Annotated in this window: 15 protein-coding genes; 9 read left to right on the top strand and 6 right to left on the bottom strand. The window is 40.4% G+C overall.

Going from position 1 to position 20772, the window contains the following annotated elements; translation table 11 throughout:
* Positions 1-192: 192 nt before the first annotated feature.
* Positions 193-1677, bottom strand: coding sequence for a glycosyltransferase (locus tag ACRC53_RS04855; protein WP_438642415.1), 1485 nt, complete (start codon positions 1675-1677; stop codon positions 193-195).
* Positions 1670-2437 (bottom strand): acyltransferase, encoded by a 768-nt coding sequence (locus ACRC53_RS04850; protein WP_438642414.1) that lies wholly within the window; start codon positions 2435-2437, stop codon positions 1670-1672. Before ACRC53_RS04850 ends, ACRC53_RS04855 begins: the two co-directional genes overlap by 8 nt.
* A 144-nt stretch (positions 2438-2581) precedes the next feature.
* On the opposite strand from ACRC53_RS04850, the gene ACRC53_RS04845 reads away from it, so the two are divergent.
* The 4 genes from ACRC53_RS04845 (at position 2582) to ACRC53_RS04830 (ending at position 7701) form a co-directional block, all read left to right on the top strand.
* The gene (locus ACRC53_RS04845; RefSeq protein WP_438642413.1) at positions 2582-3910 is read left to right on the top strand and encodes a lipopolysaccharide biosynthesis protein; all 1329 of its coding nucleotides are present in this window, start codon (positions 2582-2584) and stop codon (positions 3908-3910) included.
* Entirely contained in the window at positions 3868-5259 is a 1392-nt protein-coding gene (locus tag ACRC53_RS04840; RefSeq protein ID WP_438642412.1) for an O-antigen ligase family protein, read from the top strand. Before ACRC53_RS04845 ends, ACRC53_RS04840 begins: the two co-directional genes overlap by 43 nt.
* A gap of 82 nt (positions 5260-5341) precedes the next feature.
* Positions 5342-6562: a glycosyltransferase family 4 protein gene (locus tag ACRC53_RS04835; RefSeq protein WP_438642411.1), complete on the top strand. Its 1221-nt coding sequence runs from the start codon at positions 5342-5344 to the stop codon at positions 6560-6562.
* Positions 6559-7701, top strand: coding sequence for a glycosyltransferase family 4 protein (locus ACRC53_RS04830; RefSeq protein WP_438642410.1), 1143 nt, complete (start codon positions 6559-6561; stop codon positions 7699-7701). The genes ACRC53_RS04835 and ACRC53_RS04830 overlap by 4 nt, the downstream gene beginning before the upstream one ends.
* A gap of 28 nt (positions 7702-7729) precedes the next feature.
* On the opposite strand, the gene ACRC53_RS04825 is transcribed toward ACRC53_RS04830, so the two are convergent.
* Both ACRC53_RS04825 and ACRC53_RS04820 read right to left on the bottom strand, forming a co-directional pair.
* Positions 7730-8800, bottom strand: a complete 1071-nt coding sequence (locus ACRC53_RS04825) for a glycosyltransferase family 4 protein (RefSeq protein WP_438642409.1) — start codon at positions 8798-8800, stop codon at positions 7730-7732.
* Positions 8801-9065: 265 nt separating this feature from the next.
* Complete coding sequence (locus ACRC53_RS04820) at positions 9066-10088, bottom strand: mechanosensitive ion channel family protein (protein ID WP_438642408.1); 1023 nt, start codon at positions 10086-10088, stop codon at positions 9066-9068.
* Positions 10089-10362: 274 nt separating this feature from the next.
* Here ACRC53_RS04820 and ovoA point away from each other — a divergent pair, with 274 nt between their 5' ends.
* Both ovoA and ACRC53_RS04810 read left to right on the top strand, forming a co-directional pair.
* A complete protein-coding gene (ovoA, locus tag ACRC53_RS04815; protein WP_438642498.1) occupies positions 10363-12498 on the top strand; it encodes a 5-histidylcysteine sulfoxide synthase in 2136 nt (711 codons plus the stop codon).
* 138 nt (positions 12499-12636) lie between these two features.
* Positions 12637-13581 (top strand): DUF808 domain-containing protein, encoded by a 945-nt coding sequence (locus ACRC53_RS04810; protein WP_438642407.1) that lies wholly within the window; start codon positions 12637-12639, stop codon positions 13579-13581.
* Positions 13582-13750: 169 nt separating this feature from the next.
* Here the strand turns inward: ACRC53_RS04810 and ACRC53_RS04805 are convergent, their stop codons facing one another.
* Positions 13751-15073: a Na+/H+ antiporter family protein gene (locus tag ACRC53_RS04805; RefSeq protein WP_438642406.1), complete on the bottom strand. Its 1323-nt coding sequence runs from the start codon at positions 15071-15073 to the stop codon at positions 13751-13753.
* Positions 15074-15302: 229 nt separating this feature from the next.
* Between ACRC53_RS04805 and rlmG the strand changes: the two genes are divergently transcribed.
* The 3 genes from rlmG to ACRC53_RS04790 all read left to right on the top strand — a co-directional run bounded on the left by rlmG (position 15303) and on the right by ACRC53_RS04790 (position 19407).
* Positions 15303-16424: a 23S rRNA (guanine(1835)-N(2))-methyltransferase RlmG gene (rlmG, locus tag ACRC53_RS04800; RefSeq protein ID WP_438642405.1), complete on the top strand. Its 1122-nt coding sequence runs from the start codon at positions 15303-15305 to the stop codon at positions 16422-16424.
* Positions 16425-16608: 184 nt separating this feature from the next.
* A complete protein-coding gene (locus ACRC53_RS04795) occupies positions 16609-17028 on the top strand; it encodes an H-NS family histone-like protein (protein WP_438642404.1) in 420 nt (139 codons plus the stop codon).
* Positions 17029-17547: 519 nt separating this feature from the next.
* On the top strand, positions 17548-19407 hold the full coding sequence (locus ACRC53_RS04790; protein ID WP_438642403.1) for a peptidase U32 family protein: 1860 nt from the start codon (positions 17548-17550) through the stop codon (positions 19405-19407).
* A gap of 105 nt (positions 19408-19512) precedes the next feature.
* On the opposite strand, the gene ACRC53_RS04785 is transcribed toward ACRC53_RS04790, so the two are convergent.
* Positions 19513-20562 carry a 3-deoxy-7-phosphoheptulonate synthase gene (locus ACRC53_RS04785; protein ID WP_438642402.1) on the bottom strand — a complete coding sequence of 350 codons (1050 nt, stop codon included), beginning with the start codon at positions 20560-20562 and terminating at the stop codon, positions 19513-19515.
* Positions 20563-20772: the final 210 nt, after the last annotated feature.

Here is a 20772-nt window from a genome sequence, read left to right as displayed (position 1 = left end):
GCAGAGTAAAAAGAAACAAAAATAGTATGGATAAACTAGAACGAGTATATTTTAGGGATATTAGGGATATTAGGGATATTAGGGATAGATACTTTATACGAATGATTAATCTACGCGAATACAGACCTGTTTGCTTATATGCAGACCAATATAAGTGATGACATAATAAGTGAAGGTGAGAGTAAGGGGAAATCATAGACGATCCAACAGAAGGTTAAGGTCATTCACTCTAGCTTCCCAGCTCTGTTCGGTAACTCGCTGGTAACGTTCATGGCGCTGCATACCTAACTGAATAACAGCATCCCAATCAGGAGAGGAGTGTTTTAGCCATTGGCTAAATTGTTCTATATTAGCAGGCTCATTGTAAGTATGGTCAGTTTCTAAGCTATTGATCTCTAGTGATGTAGGCAATTTATTGTTGCTTTGCTCAAACATATAACTTTGTTTAGGTGTATCTAGCGCCGCAAGTTGTAACGCCATACAAAAACTATGGGCAGAGTTAGCGGTATGGATGAGATCACGATAACCATCAAGTGCGGGGAAATCGGTGCATACAATGGGTTTTTTTGCGGCCAAATATTCACGCAACTTAAGCGGGTTACAGGCTCTTATTTGTGCATTATCGTAAAATGGCAGCATAGAAACTTGCCAATATTGCACATAGGCGGGAAGATCATGGTGTGCTCTAGGGCCTAAAATATAGATATTTTTGATACCATGAAAAGCTGAAATATCAGTTTGAATTGGGCCTATTAGGACAAAATTCCAGTTTGTTAATGTACGGGCAACTTCGGCAAGTAGTTCAACGTTTATCCATGTTGAGAGACTGCCATAAAACCCAGCGATAGGTTTTCCAATAGGTAAATCAACGGCCCGTGCTTGGGGTTGAGAGAACAGTTGTATATCCACACCGTGTGGAAGGAGTTGAGTTTTTTCTGGTGGAAACCGGGATGCTAATGTTGGGCTTGCCGCGAGGATAAGGTCTGCTTTTTCAACAAGTTCTTGTTCTAATGGATGAATAGCTTGATGATCGACTCCTGCTAAGGCAGAGAAATCATCACCACAATAGTAGATTACGGCGCGCTCATTTAATGTATCAATGAGATCTACCCCAGTGGGCAGAGACAACCACAAAATAGGTGATGTGATGTGATGCTTTTTCATCACGCTGAGGATCTGTTTTTTGAGCAGGTAACGGTTAATTGGCCTTGCCCATGCAACGCCTGGTAAGGGTAAAGCCAATGGTGCGATAACAAAAGGTGCATTCAATGTTGAAGTGTCTTGAGATATAGCTTCATATTCAGATGATGAGTCTGTATTTTCAAGCTTTGTAGTTTGATGTTTTGTTGCTTCAATATTTGTATTATCAAGTGTCATAGCCTCAACAACGGTTGTTTCCACAATATGCGCTTGCGTATGTGAGTTTATGTCCGAATGTTTTTTTTTCTGGTAATGGTGACGTAAAATTGCCCATAATTTTTGCCATAAACGGGTTAAATCACGCCGATTAAAGCGAGGTCTACGTAAGCCAATAGAGTTAACCCAGATAATCTGACGATCATGTAATAGGCGTTTAATCAGATGTTGAGTACTACTTGGATGGCCGCCCCAATCTTCACCTAAAACGACTAATGGCGGTTTATCCGCACGGTTTTCCATATTTTGATGGTTATTCATGAGAGGGCTCGCGTACAAAGGGCTGAGAACCTGCTGCTAAAGAGAGGAGTGATTCAGAGGGAAGGGCTTTGATTACTTTGGCTGGAATACCGGCTGCAAGTACACGTTCAGGTAGATTATGGGTCACAATACTGCCTGCTGCTACAACAGTACCATAGCCGATATGAACACCAGCATTAACCATAACCCCTGTTCCTAGCCAAACTTTATCTTCTAACACAATATCACCGACTTGATCTTCATGCTCTGCTAGGCCAGCAGCACGCTCTTCAGGGTTTAACGGATGACCTGGAAAACCAGCTAAAAAAACTTTTCCAGCCATAAATACATCATTACCAATCTTAATTTTTCGGCCAACAGCAAATGTAGTTTGCCAGCCGATATGACAACGATCACCAATTTCTAAATGTGCAGCACTCGTGGTTTGGCGGCCAATAAATGAAGAGACACCACTGATTTGGCATTTTTTACCAATGCTAATGTGCAACGGGCCAATAACTTGTGGCATACCGCTATACAGGTAAAGCTGAGAGGCAGGTGCAGTCAGTCGACTTTGAAATAGAGGAGTCCAGTACAGTATGCGTAGTAATCCTGACAGCATATTTTTAATGATGTAATGCAATGTGTATAACATTCGGTGTAAGGGGGGGAACACAGGAAAAGAGCAGGAGCGTAGCTGTTTTGCTGTGCGCCATATCCAGCGTGCATAAGGCGATTGCCCCTGTTTGGCCCATAACCGAAGGTGACGTATCCATGTCATGACTGCAACTCACCTTAGAAAAATGAAAGAGTAATACTTAATTATTAAGACTCTTTTGCTTATTTTGCCAGTTTATCTAGTCAATAATCAGAAACATGACTATAAAGATCTGATAACTTTTTAGCTTGTTGTGGTATGGACACCATGCGAATAAATATTCCAGCAGCATTGCAGCAGATGTTTTTTTATGGCCTTGGGCTGATCCTAATGAAGGGGATCTCACTGCTCATGTTGCCAGTTTTTACCCACTATTTGTCGACAGCAGAGTTTGGGCAACTAGAGGTGTTACTTGCACTGATTAATATCGGTACATTATTGCTAGGGCTAGGGTTAGTTGATGCGTTATATCGCTTTGCCGGCGTATCGCATACATCAGAAGCACGAAATCATGTTGCAGGTGCTCTATTTGGTCAGACTTTGATGATTGCAACTTTTGGTATTCTGGTTCTTTTTCCTTTTGCAGCAAAGATTGCAGCATTATTGCCAGGTGGGGTGCCTGTTTCCGTTATACGCTGGGTTTTGCTTTCTATCGCTTTAGAAGGCGTTATTGGTATTCCATTGGCGTGGATACGGATGAAAAGTATGGCCCGTTTTTTCTTCTTATGTACGGCCGGAAGAGTGGTGATACAAGCGTTTCTAATTTGGATTTTTCTGCGCAGTGGTCACGGTGTGAAGGGGGTGATAGTGGTAGGCGCTCTTACTAGCTTAGGGCAGGCGATGTTGATGGGCTATTGGCAGTGGCGTGATACAGGTGCTCATTTTAAATTGCAAAGTAGCATGCATTATTTACGTTATGGTTTTCCTATTTTAATTAGTGGGTTAGCGGGCTTTGCTATAGCAGGATTAGATCGTTGGTGGTTAGCCGGTTCTGCTGGGGAAACCGAGTTAGCTTATTATGCCGTTGCTGCTAAGTTTGCATTGGCTGCTGGGTTAATTTTACAGCCCTTTGCTCTGTGGTGGTATCCTAAGCGTTTTCAATTATTACTTGATGAGAACGGATTACAAAAAAACGCTGATTTTGCAGAGTTTGGTGCATCCTGTGGTTATTTATTAGCAGGTGTTGTCGGTATTATTTCACCTTATTTAATTATGATATTAACACCTGTTGATTATCATCCTGCAATACAATTAGTACCATGGCTGGTGGCTGCCATGGCTTTTAAAACACAATCTGAATTAATGAATGTGGGTTGTTATAGCCAATCAGATAGCAAGATACAAATGAATATTCATCTAGTCACTAGCCTTATTGGTGTGGGTGGATATGCAGTGTTAATTCCTTTTTTTGGTGTTTTTGGCGTTATCATTAGCCAGTTATTCGTGAATGTATTACGTGCAGGATTATTTTTATATTATAGCCAGAAATTATTATTTTTACCTTATCGGTGGTATGGGGTAATAAGTTCTGCATTATTAATGGGGGGAGCAATATGGATAGGCCAGTGGTGGGTACTCCAACACCCCATTTTATAGTTCGCCATGGTAAGCCAATCATTATTAGTACACTACTTTGTTTTTTAGTTTCTGTTATCTGGTGGTTTGTGCCATTACCATTAATTGGCCCTGTTTTGGGTATGCTGACTATTGGGATTTTATTGGTTTTTCGCTTTCCATTTTGGGTGGTTTTGGCATTTATTGCGTTCTCTTTTTTCCGTATTCATGAAGTTATCCCTCAGCTTAATCCGTTGCGGTTACCACAACTTCTTGCTGTAGCTGCATTGGCTGTATTGTTATGGCACACGTTAATGACAAAAAAAATACAACCATTTTGGTGTTCAGAATTTAAATGGCTAAGTATTTTTTTTGTGTTAGTCACTATCGGTGTTTTTATGGCTGCAAACCGTGGTGAAGCGTTGGCTGCTTGGAATGGTACATATGTGAAAATTGTCACAATGACATTTGCTATTGCATGGTTGATGGATAAACCAACTGATTTCTCTATGGCCACGCGAGTATTTATTAGTTGTGGTTTGCTTGTAGGTATTGTAGCTCTTTATAACAAAAGTGCAGGAATTGGGTTAGTAGAGGAGACCCGTGTGACTATTGGCCGAGAATTGGGTTCAGTGTTAGGAGACCCAAATGATTTAGCATTAGTGCTATTATTTCCTGCTGGATTTTCGTTAGCGACAGCACTTGAGTCACGGGCACATAAAATAGAGCGTTTTTTTGGCTTTGCCGGGTTTTTAGTTAATTTGTTAGCTATTATTGCAACACAAAGTCGGGGTGGTTTACTGGGTATTTGTGCAGTAATGGCTGTTGCTGGTTATCGGAAAATAAAATCAAAAGTATTATTGTTTTCTTTAGGTACTGTTGCACTATTAATTTTATTTGCTGTTGCTGGAATCAGTGGTCGTAGTTCTGGTGGTGCAGCAGAGGATGGAATAGATGCCTCTGCGATGGGGCGGTTATATGCATGGGAGGCTGCATGGGGAATGGCAGTTGCACACCCATTTCGTGGTGTTGGATTAAATAATTTTTATTATAATTACTATTTTTATAGTCCGCACTGGGATGGATTAAATCATGCGGTTCACTCTACATGGTTTAATGTATTATCTGAGACCGGTTTTTTAGGGCTGATAGTTTTTTTAATTATGTTATTTTCAACTTTATGGCATGTTTGGCATGTTGCTACTCATTTGAATGACTCAGCACCATATTCAGTATCCATTGCAATTAATGGAGTGGTTTCAAGCATTATTGGATTTTGTATTTCAGGCACTTTTCTCACGCAAGGTTTTACATGGCCGGTTTATTTACAACTGGCTATTGCTGTAGCAGGAATGCGCGCAATTGAGAAACAGCGAGAGTTACGTTTGTAAGTATGCCGATATACAGTAATTTTCTTATTTTAAATAAGATATTGGCGTGATAGTAAAATTTAATGAAAGGATGATGAATATCATGCTGACCCCTATTTTATTTGTTCATTATGGTGAAACATGGATACGAGGCAGTGAGCGTTGTTTATTAGATTTATTGACAAGGCTAGATATTCAGCAATATTTACCGATAGTATGGAGTAATAATCAAGCGTTATTAACGCAAGTCGCATTACTGAATGTGACGGTATACTTTACCCCTTTTACATTACTGGGTGGCTGGTCCTCTCCACGTTGCGACCTCCGTGCTTATTGGAGATTGATTAGGCAAACCAGTCATATTATCCGTGAGCATAAAATTAAACTGATTCATTGCAATAGTGGTGCGCCTTGTCAGTGGGTAGTACCTGTTGCACGCTCTTATCATTTACCCTTACTTGCACATTTGCACGCACGTTATCAGCCACGTGATCGTTACAGTTTATTGCTTCATCAGGTGTCATGTGTTGTTGGTGTAAGTAGGCCCGTGATTGAGGGTCTCATTGATGATGGAGTGCCTAATGAGCGTCTTAACGTTATTTATAATGGTATTGATGCTGACCGATTAGCATCTCATTCGATTGTAGATATTCGCCAGCACTTTGGCATTCCTGAAAAGAGATTATTGCTCATTACTGTTGGCTCACTCATTGCTCGAAAAGGAATGGATATTCTTATCAATGCTATCAAACAGTTAAGAGATAAACAGTGTGATGTGGCATTGGTTATGTTAGGTGAAGGTGATGCTCATTTTGCACTTACGCAGCAAATTCACGATCTTGGTGTAATGCAATACGTCTTTCTTGGGGGGGAGATAACCGATGTTGGTGGATGGCTACGCGGAGGTGCTGACATTATGGTATCTGCTGCGCGTGAAGAGGTATTTGGTCTTGTTTTAGCTGAGGCAGGATGGGCAGGCTTACCCGTTATTGCTCCAAAAGTGGGAGGAATACCTGATGTTGTGGCTGATCAATTATCAGGTGTATTGTTTCCTGCAGAAGATGTTAATGCGCTAGTTGCAGCGATAGAACAATTATATAACTCACCTGAACAACGGTTACAAATGGGAAAAGCTGGCCAATTACGCGTTTCACAGCAATTCTCTGTTGAGCGTTATGTCCAAGATATTCAGGTTATATATCAGCAGCTATTAACAAATTCAACAACATATCTTACATGGTATAACGGTTGGCGATGCTTTCCTGGGTTATTACGTTGGGTCTGGCTACGTATGTGTGCTTTTTTTTCAAGAGGTACAAAATGACAAAATGTATTTTATTGCTTGATCCTATTGCATTTAATGGTGGTTCAAAAATTGCTAACCGCTATTTTTTAGGGTTGTTACCAGAAGAGAGTGTAAAAATCACAGTGCTTACTCGGAATGCAGGTGCTTGGAAAACAACAGGGTGGCGTACAGTTAACTTATATGAATTGCCGTTTGTTCGTACTGCTGAGTCGGGAATACCCTATTTTTTACGGCATCTCTTTTTTGCGTTACAAGTATTATTACTGCGTATTCGTTTAGGAATGGGAAGCTTATTGGTGGGTGGATCAGGGCCAGGCGTAGATTTGGCGTTGTATTTGAGTAAATTAATTGTGTCAGCCCAGATAATACAATTAGTTCATGGCCCTGTGGCGTGTTCACGCACTTGTGGGCGTTGTTTAAAAATGGCAGACCGAGTACTGTATTTAGCCAGTTGCCAAGAGTCACTGAAAGCGGCATTGCGTGCTACAGGTGAGACAGACGAAAAAATCAATCAACGTTTACACAGTGATACTTGGTCTATTATGCAAAATGGTATTCCTCGTTCACGCTGGCCATCGGCCATGATACCCATTAACGCAAATACAAAAGAGCGGCCTGTGAGGATTTTTTGGGCGGCATCACTCTTAAAGTGGAAGGGTTTAGATCTGCTGCTTCATGTTTTACAACAAGCGGCGATAGATACACCCAACACTGTTGCTTGGGAAACAGAGATCTGTTTTTTGCGCCCTAAAGACATTACGCTACCAGTAACACAAATATCGCAAACTATTTCCAACGTGCATTGGCATGAAGAGCCAGATAATCTTGATCAAATTCGTTCTGCCTGTACTGTTTTTATTTCAACCAGTAAAAATGAACCTTTTGGACTATCTATTCTAGAAGCTTTGTGTGTGGGTTTATGTGTCATTATCCCAGCAGATGGTGCATATTGGGATCAAAAACTTGAGCATGGGATAAACTGTTTGAAATATCAACCTGATAGTAGCGAAACATTGTTGCAGTGTTTAACACTATTACAACAGCAACCGGCATTAATACGTCAGTTAGGAGAGGCCGGTGAGAAAGTTGCGGCCACATTTAGAGCTGAAATTGTCTATCAGCAGCCGCTTGAAGTCATTAAAAAGCTGATATGTTAATTTTTTAGGTATTGATAATGAGACATATTTAAATCGACAGTGCTAATGCATATTGCGCTATAATTTGAGGAACAACGGCTTCGGGTGTGTATTGATTGGCTATTAATTCTTGCGCACATTGTTGTAGTTGAGTTCGAGTAGTATCATCTAATGTTAACCAATGCGCAATGGCTTGGTTCATTTTAGGTATATTTTCAGCTGGAATTAGCCAACCATTATAATTATCTCGAATTAAATCACCTAAACCACCAATATTAAATGTACAGACAGGTATACCATGAGCAAGAGCTTCAAGTGCGGCAAGTGGCAACCCTTCTGCCCGTGAAGTGATACAGAGTAAATCAATATCAGGCCAAATTTGTGCCATATCAGTACAAAAACCGTGGAAAATCACTTGGTCATCATACTGGGCTTGTAATTCTGTACGCATCGGGCCATCACCATATAAATGAAACTCAGCATAAGGGTGATCTTTGGCCAACTGACAAAAGATATCAGGGCCTTTCTCATAACTTAAACGACCGACAAAACCAATACGAGTATGTTGGTTAATATTTAATTTTGTCGGCATATTTACAAAATTAGGAATAACAGTGACAGGTTTATATAGACGTTGAGCAATACTTTGGCTTACTGCAATTCTAGGTGCTAAATATGCGGTGAGTAAATCAAGCATAGTATAAAATCGCAAACGGCCTGTGCCTATATCCCCTGAATGATAAGTGGATATAACTTTTATACCAGATAAATAGCCAAAAACACGGCATATAATACCTGCTTTATAACCATGTGAATGCAATAATGCCGGACGATTTTTGCGCATGTTTCGAATGAAATCACGCGAGCCATGACAAATATAATAGGGAATATTAAGACGTTTTAATCGGTTGATATTTGGGCTTGAGCCGTAGTCATCCATTAATACCACCGTTGGGTGGAGACCTTGTTTTTGTAATGCTTCAGCTAATGTGAATACATGATTTTCAATACCCCCTATCTGGCGACTATCTAACACAAGCCAAAGAGAGTTATGAGTACAAGCAATGTTTAATTTAGAGAGCATTGTTGCTGTGTTTACATTATCAATGTGTTGTTCCATAACAGAGTCTACTCTTCCTTTATCGTGTTTTAATCTAATTTACATTACATGTATTTTTTAATATAGCACAATAATCAGGAGTGATTTTTATTATTGTTATTTTTACATTGATAATTAAAGAGGGGGATATCATTGAATATGTATTAATGCTATTTCGCTATAATTTTATCATTTGTCAAAAATGTTTTATGTTCATTATTTTTTAAATAAGAGAGTATAGGGGCAGTTAAAGTCACTAGCCCCTGTAGGATATTGCAAAATAAAATTAAGATGACTCTTTATCAAGATAGAGCGTTTGACTTGGAAATGCGAAATCAGCGTTATGTTGATGTATAATCTCAATCATTTTTAGATAAACATCTTGCTGTACACGTAGCCACTCAGCCCATGCTGTTGTTCGAGTAAAACAATAAATCATAATACTTAAAGACGAGCTTGCAAATTCATCAAAATAGACGAGCAGTGTTTGTTTGGTATCAATATCTGGATGCGTTTTAAGCATCTGATTAATATCATTAACAACATCACCGATGACTGCTGCATCTTGGTAGCGTAAACTTAATGTGGTTTTTATCCGGCGATTAGTCATTCTTCCCGGATTTTCTACGCTAATTGATGAAAATACAGAGTTAGGTACATACAGTGGGCGATGATCAAATGTGGTTATTTTCGTTAACCGCCAGCCGATTTCACATACTGTACCTTCAATATTGCGATCAGGTGAACGGATCCAGTCACCTACGTTAAATGGACGATCAAAATAGAGCATCAAACCAGAGAAAAAGTTACTGATAATATTTTTAGCGGCTAAACCAATGGTAATACCACCAACGCCACCAAAAGTCATTAATCCCGATAGGCTTAATCCAAAATGCTGGCCTACTAATAATATTAGTGTAAGAACAGTAATAGATTTGAGTAAGCGAGCAATTGCTCTTGATGTAGTAACATCATTTCCTTTTTCAATTTGTGACGTTTCTATTCGCATGATAAGTGCAAATACATATTTAATCACAATGGCAGAGATTAACGTTATGTTAATTGTGCCAATCCACTCTTGATAATCGTAGGATAAATGAAGGTGCTTTAAAAATATACTCACTGTTTCGGTTATAGTAAGTAAAATAATACACCAAAAAACAATTGAAGAGATGCAGGATAATACAGAGGTAAAGGCTTTTTTGTGGTTATTAAATCTCCGGCTTAAAAAGAAAAACCATACTCCGATAGCAAAAGCGGAAACTGATGTTAGCAATACAAGCTCAATAATTAAGTGAGATGTAAACATAGAGATAAAACCATGAGTTATGTTAATGATTGCATAGCCACGATACCGTATATAAAGCGATAAAGAGCAACTTTTTTTAGTCTGCCAGTAATGATAGATATACGTCTATAATTAAAGTGTGGCTAAATATGAACTCTATGGGTTAGTCATTCACAAAATAAAATTTTATGCTATTTACTGACCATAAATATTAGGGATATCACCATTAAACTTAGGGAGAGCAGCTTTTATGGCGTTGCAGGTAAAACATACGGTGTCAACACAGCATATTGTTATGCGACAAAATAGTGTGGCAGGGACAGTATTGTTAATAGGGGATGATCTTGAACAAAAAAGATCTGAGATATTAGCCACATTTTTAGATGTATTTACACGTTATGAAGCATTGTTTACGTGTCTATGTGATGAGCAAGCGTGGTTTACTAAAGCAATAAGTTTGCGTCATCCATTAATTTTTTATTATGGCCACACTGCAACTTTTTTCATTAATAAACTCATTGTGGCTCAGTTATTATATACGCGTTTAGACCCTGACATTGAATCGATGATGGCCGTTGGTGTTGATGAAATGAGCTGGGATGATCTCAATGAGCTGCACTATATATGGCCAGATCTAACGACGCTGAGAGATTATCGGGCGCGGGTAAAAGCTTGTGTTAGTAACTTTATTGAGCAGATGCCACTGTCGCTACCAATACGAGATGATAGCCCAGCATGGGTTATTTTAATGGGGATAGAGCATGAGCGCATCCACCTTGAAACTTCATCTGTGTTAATCCGTCAGTTACCACTTTCGTGGGTTAAACCTAATGCCATGTGGCCGATTTGCCCAATAGTCGAGCATCAACGAGCCCATGTACCAAATAATAGTTTGATTGCACAGCCAGGAAATACGTTGTTATTAGGAAAAGATCGCTCTGCTACAACTTATGGTTGGGATAATGAGTATGGCCAGCGTACAGCGGCATTCGATGATTTCTCTGTGTCGCGTATGCTTGTGAGTAATGCAGAGTTTTATCTGTTTGTTGCCGATAATGGTTATATGCAACAGCAGTGGTGGAGTGATGAAGGATGGCGTTGGTGTCAGTTTGCAAAAACAGTGCAACCCTCATTCTGGATCGGAGATGCAAATCAACCAGAGAAATTGCGTTTGCGTTTGATGTTACAAGAAGTGCCAATACCATGGAACTGGCCAGTAGAAGTGAATCAACTTGAAGCTGATGCGTTTTGTCGTTGGAAAGCGGCTGCAACAGGGTTACCAATCAAACTACCCAGTGAGGCACAATGGGTACAATTACGGCAAGCAATCGAGATTGATCACCCTGCATGGTTAGCAAAAGATACATCTGTACCGGCTAATATTGATTTGGCATATTGGGCTTCACCATGTCCTGTTGATTATTTTATACATGGATCATTGTGTGATGTGGTTGGTAATGTTTGGCAGTGGACTTCTACCGCAATTGATGGCTTTGATGGGTTTGCTGTTCACCCGTTGTATGATGATTTTTCAACGCCAACCTTTGATGGAAAACATACCTTAATCAAGGGCGGTTCGTGGGTATCGACTGGAAATTTAGCGACACAGCATGCACGGTATGCGTTTCGTCGACACTTTTTCCAGCATGCTGGATTTCGTTATGTTGCCTCGAATTACCAAGAGCCTGATATCATTAATCCCTATGAAACAGATCAGTTAGTTGGGCAATATCTTGATTTTCATTATGGGCAATCACACTTTTCAGTGCCTAATTTTGCTACGCAATTAATTGAACTTGTTATTCCGCATTGTCGGCAACGCAATCGTGCTCTCGATATTGGCTGTGCTGTTGGCCGAGCCAGTTTTGAATTAGCGCGCTATTTTCAAGAGGTTGATGGCGTTGATTACTCAGCTCGTTTTATTGATATCGCTTTATCACTAACCTTACAGCAAGAGTATCGTTATGCCGTTCCAACGGAAGGGGAGTTACTTGAGTATCGGAGTATCCATCTTTCCCAATATAACCTGCCTAAAAATACAGTAGAAAAAGTACGGTTTACACAAGGAGATGCCTGCAACCTTAAAGATAAGTATCAACAGTATGATTTGGTTTTTGCTGCAAATTTAATCGATCGATTAGTAAATCCAGCTCTGTTTTTAGAGAGTATGACAAAGCGCATCGTCAAGGGGGGAGTCTTGTTATTAGCATCACCCTATACATGGTTAGCACACCACACTCCAAAAGAGCACTGGCTAGGTGGAAAAAAAGAGAATGGTGAATCATTAAATAGTTTTCAACAACTTAATCAACTATTAAATACCCATTTTGAATTAATTACACCACCAACAGATGTACCCTTTGTCATTCGAGAAACCACCCGAAAATATCAACATACACTTTCGCAAGTAACACTTTGGCGTAAAAAATAACCATTGTCTTATTCTTCAAGATAAAACAAGCAAATTTTATCGGGCATTTGCGGCATAATAGAATATATTCATGTGATAAATGTGTAGGGTGTACATCTCTACACATCATCGAGATTGTGTTTTTTTGCAGAGGAAAGTATGGCTGGTGCGAGTTTTTTTGCTTTATTAGATGATATTACGGCAATTTTAGATGATGTTGCTTTAATGACAAAAGTTGCAGCCAAAAAAACAGTGGGAGTGCTTGGGGATGATCTTGCACTGAATGCCCAACAAGTCTCAGGGGTAAAGGCTGATCGTGAATTGCCTGTTGTTTGGGCTGTAGCAAAAGGCTCTTTTCGTAATAAACTTATTTTAGTGCCAATGGCACTGCTAATTAGCGCATTTATTCCATGGGCAATTACGCCGCTGCTTATGTTGGGTGGCATGTTTCTCTGTTTTGAAGGGTTTGAGAAGATTTTGCATACACTTACTGCATCATCACATCCTTCGTCAGAGAACGAGAAGGCTAAACCGCTTGAAAATATGGACGATCAGAGCTCGCTGGTAGCAGAAAAAGATAAAATCAAAGGGGCTATTACAACAGACTTTATTTTATCAGCAGAGATTATTGCTATTGCATTAGGTACAGTTGCTGGAAAATCGCTATTATTGCAGTTTTCTGTACTTGCAGTAGTCTCAATAACAATGACTGCGGGCGTTTATGGCCTTGTTGCTGCAATTGTTAAACTTGACGATGGTGGGCTGTATTTAATGCAACGTCAAGGACAAGGTAAAATAACACATTTACTGCATAAAATTGGGAAAATTATTCTATATTCAGCCCCGTATTTGATGCGTGGATTAACAGTTGTAGGTACTGTTGCCATGTTTATGGTAGGGGGAGGTATTGTGGCTCATGGTGTGCATATTGTGAGTTCTATGATGAATAATATAACTCTATATGTTGGCCATTATGCTTATTTAGGCAATGTTTTAGCTATTATGATGCCTACTTTACTGAATGCACTTTGGGGAATAGTGGTTGGTGCACTTGTATTTATAATCGTTTCACTTTGTGGCCGATTACGTACACTTTGGCAATAATACAGATCTAAATGTTTGATAAAAAGTAAAATGGCATGCGATATACTGTGCTTTGTATAATCTAAAATAAAGCGTTAGCTTGTATGCTAACGCTTTATTGCTACATTCAATTTCTCATCGTTATGATTCTTGGGAAGATAGATGTATTCACGAATACTCAATCAATGGATTATAAGATCATTGCAGCAAGCCAACCAAACATCAGTAACGGAATATTGTAATGAATAAAGGTTGGAACAACAGTATCCCAGATATGATCATGTTGCCCATCCATATTTAAACCTGATGTTGGACCAAGCGTAGAGTCAGAAGCAGGAGAGCCAGCATCACCTAGTGCGCCAGCAACACCTACAAGTGCGATGGTTGCCATTGGTGAGAAGCCAAAAGAGATACACAGCGGAACATAGATAGTTGCAATAATAGGCACAGTTGAGAATGAAGAGCCGATACCCATCGTAATTAACAAGCCAACTACCAACATCAAAAATGCACCCAAAGCACGGTTGTGGCCAATGACATCAGTAATCGAATGTACCAGAGTTTCTACACTGCCGGTGGCTTTCATTACTGCGGCAAAACCGGATGCTGTGATCATAATAAACCCGATCATCGCCATCATTTGTACGCCACGGCTAAAGACATCTTGCGTATCACGCCAGTTAATCACGCCACCAATAATAAAAATAATAAAGCCCATCAATGCGCCAAGAATAATCGAGTTGGTATATAGCTGTACACCTAACGCACCTAAAATTGCAGCGCCTGCCACCCACAAATGTTGAGGCTCAATACGTTTTTTCTCTGGTTCAGCGGCAAGAATTTTTGCTACATCATAGTGGCGTGGTTTTCGATAGCTAAAAAATACAGCCACTAATAAACCAACTATCATTCCCATAACAGGAAGCGCCATCGCCGTAGGAACTTGATTGGCAGTAACGTGCAAACCATTATTGTTGAGATTTTGCAGCAAAATATTATTGAGAAAGATACCGCCAAATCCGACAGGAAGGATCATATAGGGCGCTGTCAGGCCAAATGTAATGGCACAAGCCACTGCGCGCCGATCCATATTGAGTTGTGCCATCACATGTAATAATGGCGGAATAAGAATTGGTATAAACGCAATATGAATTGGGATTGCATTTTGTGATGAAATAGCAATGATGGCAATAGCAAGCAAGAGTAAGTATTTAAACCAGAATACTTTATTTGCACTCGCCTCTGAGCCTAACTTTTTGATCACAAATTGTGCGAGAACATCAGTAATACCTGAACGAGAAATTGCTACAGCAAATGTACCTAACATTGCATAACTTAAGGCAATTTCAGCTCCACCACCTAAACCACCTGTAAAGGTATCTATGGTTTGCTTTAAATCCATTCCACTAATAAGCCCACCTAAAATTGCTGAAAACGTTAATGAAATCACAACGTTTACCCGCAATAAACTTAACAACAACATGACACAAACGGCAATGACAACGGCATTCATAGGCAATTCAAATGTAATAGTTAATGAGAGTAAGTGTAAGATTCCGTATTCATACCCATTTGTCGAGCATAAATTTAAATATTATGTCAGTAAGGTGTGAATCAGTGTCATACCTTTTGCAAAGATGACACTGTTAACCTGTTTTTATACCAATGAATATCAATACAGCGTCGACATTTCACGTTAAAATAACGATATAAATTGAATCATACGCGTATGGAGTTGGGGCATGAGCCATTTTGAATCAGGATCGCTGACATTAAATTTAGTGCGTTATCCTGAAGAGAACACTTCTGAATTACAAGCATGGGAGGCTGCAGATGAATACTTATTACAGGAGTTAGTTGAGCATCAAATCAATGGCCCTGTGATTATTTTTAATGACAATTTTGGTGCATTAACGTGTGCGTTACATGCGCATAAACCTGTGTCAGTAAGTGATTCGTATGTAAGTCAACAGGCAATACTAAGAAACATGCAACGTAATAAACTAGTGCCTGAACAGGTTATTTTGCAAGATTGTATGCAGCCTTTGCCGCAAAATCCAGCACTTGTTATCATTAAAATTCCAAAAACATTGGCACTATTAGAGTATCAACTGCTGTCATTGCGTGCGGTGATTACACCTACAACACGTATTATTGCAGGGGCAAAAGCACGTGATATTCATACCTCTACGCTAAATTTATTTAGTCAAATTATTGGTGAAACAACCACCAGTTTAGCGTGGAAAAAAGCACGGTTGGTTTTTGCGCAAATAGCACCTCGCCCAGAACGTAAAAATCCCTATCCAACCACATGGATACTGGAAAATAGTGGTGAAAAAATTCAAAACCATGCAAATGTTTTTTCACGGGCTTCTTTAGATATTGGTGCACGATTTTTTATGCAACATTTACCTGTTAATACGCAAGGTAATATTGTTGATTTAGGGTGTGGTAATGGTGTTATCGGGTTGACAACACTCAAAAAAAATCCAGATGCACATATTATTTTTATTGATGAATCTTATATGGCGGTTGCTTCTAGTCATATTAATATACAAGATAATTACCCACAAGATTTAACACGTTGTGAATTTATTATTGGTGATAGTTTACAAAATATAGAAGCTAACTCGATTCAGTTAATATTATGTAATCCACCTTTTCATCAACAGCAATCTGTTACCGATCATATCGCATGGCAAATGTTCCATGATGCAAAGCGTTGTTTGAAAAAGGGAGGAGAGCTGCGTATTATTGGAAACCAGCATCTAGGGTATCACCTAAAATTACGCCGCTTGTTTGGTAACTGTAGTACAGTGGCAGCAAATCAGAAATTTGTCATTTTACGGGCAATAAAAGAGTAAGAGATGCTGAGGTGATATACTTATTAATGATACAAATAAAATGTAAAAAGAATTAATAATTGATTAGGATAGATTGGCTTTATCCTATTTTCGTTCTAAAATAGAACTTCATGGTTATCATTACTTATTTGTAGTGCTTGATAGCTAACTATTAGAAAAATATTTGTTAGTTGTGTTAATTATTATGTCTCAAGAAATTATTGCTCTATTTAAAAATATACGTTCACTGCGTGCTTTTGCACGTGAAGTTGACTTTGAAACGTTAGAATCAGTATTAGAGAAACTCTCTCTTGTTGTAGAAGAGCGTCGTGAAGAAGATTCTGTGCAAAAAGCACAAGAAGAAGCCCGTGCTCGCAAGTTAGAGCAGTATCGTGAAATGCTAAAAGAAGATGGCATTGATCTAAGCGATTTACTACAAATTTCTGCTACAAAAGCACCGATTAAAGCGCAAGGAAAACGTGCGCCACGTGCACCAAAATATGAATATTTAGATGAGAACGGTGAAGTAAAAACGTGGACAGGCCAAGGCCGCACACCAGCATTGATTGCAAAAGCATTGGAAAACGGTGAGTCTTTAGATAATTTCTTGATCAATAAGATTTAATGACATATTGGGATGATGTTGCCGTTACTTCATACCCCTATAGCGTGATAAATATATAACTCTATTTGTGAGATAACAGTTATTACCTGTGTAATATTAAAGTTAGCTTATATTTATATGAATCAAAGAGCCTGTAGAGGCTCTTTTTTACATTATGCTAAATGCACAGAGTTAACCTACAGTGTGAGCAATATAAAAAATCAACGCGTCATTTTTCTTGTTGGTTTACTGAGTGTGATGAACTATGCATATGAATAGTGGTACATTTTAAATGTGTGCAAATTTAAAATGAATACGTGCTGTCATTAATTAATGAGATAAATAATAGTGTACGTATGATCATTACACCGTTGCAATAATTCATGAATAAGAGTTAGCTTTAAATCAAACAAGTAAATATTAGCGTGGCATGAATATAAGAGAAAACAGTGTAATGTGAATATGTGTTGTCATACTCAATTTGTTATACACTGTATGTTTGCGTTTTATGATGGTTTTCTAACAGAGTTTTGCTGACTGATGATGGTACAAAATAACCGGCTTGAACTGCTTGCTCCGGCAAAAAATGCAGCCTTTGGTATTGAAGCGATAAAACACGGTGCAGATGCCGTTTATATCGGTGGTCCGGCATTTGGGGCGCGATCTAATGCAGGTAACAGTGTTGCAGATATTGAACTGTTGACCACCTTTGCCCACCGTTATGGCGCTCAGGTGTTTGTGGCACTCAATACTATCCTTAAAGACAGTGAGCTGGCAGAGGCTGAATTACTGACTCATCAGTTGTGGAACGCGGGTGCTGATGCCCTAATTGTGCAGGATATGGGGCTACTACAGCTCGATTTACCGCCGATTGCGTTGCATGCCAGCACTCAGTTGGATAACCGAACCCCTGAAAAAGTGAAGTTTTTGCAAGATGTCGGGTTTTCACAGGTGGTATTAGCCCGTGAATTATCGTTAGAGCAGATAGCCGCTATTTCTGCCCAAACTTCTGTACAACTTGAGTTTTTTATCCATGGCGCACTTTGTGTTGCTTACAGTGGCCAGTGTTATATCAGCCATGCGCTGACCGGACGCAGTGCAAACCGTGGCGAATGTGCGCAAATCTGCCGTGTACCTTGCTCACTGAAAAACCGTGAAGGCGAGGTGTTGGTACAAGATCAACACCTATTATCGCTTAAGGATATGAATCAGAGCGCAAACTTACCGGCAATGATTGATGCGGGCGTGCGTTCATTCAAAATTGAAGGGCGCTTAAAAGATCTGTCGTACATTAAAAATGTGACAGCATGGTATCGTCAGCAGCTTGATACAATTTTAGAGCAGCGTCCTGAATTGAGCCGTTCATCGGCGGGGCGTAGCCAGTACACCTTTAGTCCAAATCCGGATAAAACCTTTAATCGCGGCAGTACCGACTACTTTTTGTTGGGAAGACAACCCACAATTGCTTCGTTCCGATCACCCAAATATATTGGCGAAGAGGCTGGAAAAGTTACCCGAGTTGGGCCTAACTGGTTTGAAGTTAGCAGCCAGACAACCTTTAATAACGGTGATGGATTATGCTATTTCACCGCGCGTAATGAGCTAAGTGGGTTGCGGATCAATCGGGCCGATGGGCATCGCTTGTTTACTGCCGAGCCAGTGCGCGGATTAACCGTGAATACCGTGATTTATCGCAACCATGATCAGCAGTTTGATGGTGTGTTGGATAAAGAGTCAGCCACCCGTCAGATTGCCGCTGATCTCAGTTTTACCGAAACAGAGCAGGGCTTTTGCCTGACGATGCAAGATGAGCAGGGTTTTGCGGTTGAGGTGATGCTCGAGGCGGAAAAATCGGTTGCCAATAACCCTGAGCGTGCTTATCAAACGGTACGCGATCAGCTAGGCAAACTTGGTAATACGCTATTTTACCTGCGCAAGATAGAGGTGACGTTGTCACAGGCGTGGTTTATCCCAGTGTCTGCACTCAACACATTACGGCGCGAGGCGTGCGAGAAACTTGAGCATGCCCGTACACAAGGGTATCAGCGCCCGCTGCGCCATACGGCAGAGGAAAATGCCACCTTCCCGCAAGATACCTTGAGTTATTTAGGTAATGTTTACAATAAAGCGGCAGAAGCCTTTTACCGTGATCACGGTGTGAACGAGGTTGCACCGGCTTATGAGCTGAATCAGGAAGATGATGAAGTTTCCCTGATGATCACCAAACACTGCTTACGTTATACCCAGAACATGTGCCCAAAAGAGGTGAAAGGGTTGAAACCGGATCCGTTGGTACTGGATATGGGTAACGATACGTTTCGTTTGAAATTTGATTGTAAGCGTTGCGAAATGCACGTCATGGGCAAGTTAAAAAAGGGCAAATCAGCGCGCGTTGTTTGATATGAAACCCTTAACAACCGGTGCTTGAAATCAAATTATTGAGTATGCGTTGCAGAATGCATGCGATTTAAAAAACTCCCCATAACGGGGAGTTTTTTGTGAGTGCTAAAAGCGGCTGGCTACTGCAGTCGCGAGTTTTTCGAGCAGAATTTCTGTGTCCGCCCAGCTCAGGCATGGATCAGTGATTGACTGGCCATACACCGCGGCCTGACCATTAACCACTTTTTGGCTTCCTTCCACCAAAAAGCTTTCAGCCATGATCCCCGCAACCGCACGAGAACCGGCTTCAATTTGTGCGCAAATGTTATCGCACACATCGAGCTGACGGCGGTGAAGCTTCTGGCAATTGCCGTGGCTAAAATCAACCACCAGATGTTCTGCCAGATCAAACTCACGCAGGCGATCACAGGCTTGCGAGACATATTTCGCCTGATAATTGGGGTCTTTTCCGCCGCGTAAAATGATATGCCCGTAAGGGTTACCCGAGGTGCGGTAAACGGTCATCTTGCCGTGTTTATCGGGCGATAAAAACATGTGTGATGCACTCGATGCACGTATGGCATCAATGGCGATACGTACATTCCCATCAGTACCATTTTTAAAGCCAACCGGACACGACAGCGCAGAGGCCATTTCACGGTGGATCTGGCTTTCTGTGGTGCGGGCACCAATTGCGCCCCAACTGATCAGATCGGCAATATATTGGCCTGTGACCATATCCAAAAACTCAGTGGCTGTTGGCTGACCAATTTTATTGATATCGAGCAACAGCTTACGCGCTATTTTGATACCCTGATTGACCTGAAAACTGCCATCAAGATAGGGGTCTGAAATTAACCCTTTCCAGCCGACAACCGTACGCGGCTTTTCAAAATAGGTGCGCATAACAATGAACAGGCGATCATGATACTGCTGGTGCAGGGCATACAACCGCTGTGCATAGTCAACGGCTGCTTTCGGATCGTGTACCGAACAGGGGCCAACGATCACCAGCAAACGCGGATCTATCCCACTTAAAATATTTTCTATTGTTTTACGGGCACTCATCACGGTATTGGCTATCTGATCATCAAGCGGATATTCCGCTGCCAATTCATCAGGCGTGACCAGAGTGTCAATGCGTGCAGTGCGCAACTCATCAGTTCTAATAGGCATTATATTCTCTTGGTAACTTCATACAGACGGGCTGTGAAGAGACTCACCTAGACACAATAACGAAATTTAGGCAGGCTGCAAACAGGTAGGGTCGATTCAGAGCCGATAAAATGGCATATAGAAAAATAATTTTAGGAATTGGCGAAAATTGGCGATGTGTTGTGCAAATTATCAACAAATATAAATAGGGGGATAAAAAGAGACGGATCG

The organism is Plesiomonas sp. (assembly GCF_051652165.1).
Taxonomy (GTDB): Bacteria; Pseudomonadota; Gammaproteobacteria; order Enterobacterales; family CAMTGL01; genus Plesiomonas.
Note: the sequence above shows the minus strand (reverse complement) of the source record. Positions and strands in the feature narration are given on the sequence as shown.